Annotated in this window: 1 protein-coding gene and 1 pseudogene; both read left to right on the top strand. The window is 58.5% G+C overall.

The genetic code is table 11. The features are described from left to right. Positions 1–216: hypothetical protein (locus WB650_RS10535; protein WP_423960375.1), on the top strand; the 216-nt coding region annotated here is incomplete at its 5' end. 77 nt (positions 217–293) lie between these two features. Beyond that, positions 294–1,638 (top strand): annotated as a pseudogene (locus WB650_RS10540) (hypothetical protein); the annotation flags it as partial.

Genomic DNA, 1,638 nt, shown 5'->3' on the forward strand with positions numbered 1-1,638 from the left:
GTGCTGGACTGTTCGAAGCATCTTCAACGGACTCGCCACTGCGTCGGGCTCAAAGCGCAGAACGGTCGGCCGGGATTGGGATGGGGCCACAGCTCGCTTCGCTTCCAATCGGATCCGTTCGCGATCGTCTTGAAGAGATGGCTCGGCGCGGACGCAGCGGCAGTCCTAAAGCATGTGAATGACCTTCGGACTTCGCCCCGCGACATGTCTCCGTGAACGTCATCAACCGAGGGAATGATTGCAAGTCGTCATCGTGTTGGGTCATCTTGGTCCCAACGAGGAGAATCTCTGCCATGAGCCGTCTTCGAGTTCTCGCTGGATGTGTCCTCGTTTTGTCATCGGTATCGTTTGCCTTCGCCCAGCAGTCGAAGTCTGCCCCCGCGGACGATTCTCTCTTCCAAGAGACGGTGTCTCAATTGAATCCCATACAGTTGAGCGCCAAACAGATTGCTCAGATTGCGGAATTGGCGGCGCGATACGAACCGGATATTCACCGCGCGGAATTGCCAGCAGCCGAATCCGACGCTCAACGGCGGGCGCGCGATGAGGCGATCGCCTACGCGATCAAAAGTGGACTGCGCGGTTCAATGGTTCGAGAATTGTTAACGCGCGCCACCGTTCGAACCGAAAAACAGCGGGCCGCCTTTCAGCAGGCAGCGCGGCTCCGCCGGTCGTTCGACAAAACAGTCATGGGCTTGCTGACGGATGTGCAAAAGTCCGGCCTAGAGAAACCCGTGAGGCGCCCAGAACCGTCGAGCGGCTTTCTGATCGTCCAGCTCTCACCGGAACTCCGCTTGCCGCCACCGGAAACAAAAACGCTCGATGAAGCAGCGGCAGCGCTCCATTTGCCGCGCTTGCGGGCCGTGATTGCCAAATTTGATCTTCGTCGCTCGGAACGGGCCGTGAAACCGGAATTACTGGATCGACTTGGCGACGCCAACAATCGCGAGGCGAGCAGCGAAATCAGACTGCTTCGTACATTCTGGCAAATCGACGTTCGCACAATGAAGCACGAGGAGATTGAACCGGCCCTCAAGAGTCTCAACGCGCTGCCAGAAGTGGCGCGTGCGTACCTTGCGCACAGGTATCGGGATCCCTCCCCTTGCTGCTCGGTGCATCCAGACACCAATCCCGCCTACCTTTTTCAAGGGTATTTGAGACGCGCCCCTCTGGGGATTGACGCTCGCGCGGCTTGGAGCGTTTCGGGCGGGCAGGGAGCCAGAGTCGGACTCGTCGATCTGGAGCGCGGTTGGAATATCTGCCATGAGGATCTGAAAGCGATCGCGCATGATCCCGTCTATGGTGATATGGTGCCGGGAGTCGATCATGGAACATCAGTACTCGGCGAAATTGTCGCCCAGGACAATAAAGTGGGTATTGTCGGCGCAGCGCCGTGCGCGAAGTATGTTGCGCTCACAAGCCCGTACCATACGGCATCGGGAATCGAGCCTCACCTCGCGAACGCGATTGCCGCGGCACTACTCGTCATGGACCCGGGCGATGTCATGTTGATCGAGCGGGAAACGGACCCTGACTGTTATCCCGTCGAGATTGACCCGGTGAACTATCACGCCATACGACTCGCGGTCGCCGAGGGTATCGTCCTGGTTGAGCCGGCTGGAAATGGAAGTCACGATC

It is taken from the genome of Binatus sp. (SeqCode) (assembly GCF_049584895.1).
Classification (GTDB): Bacteria; Desulfobacterota; Binatia; order Binatales; family Binataceae; genus Binatus.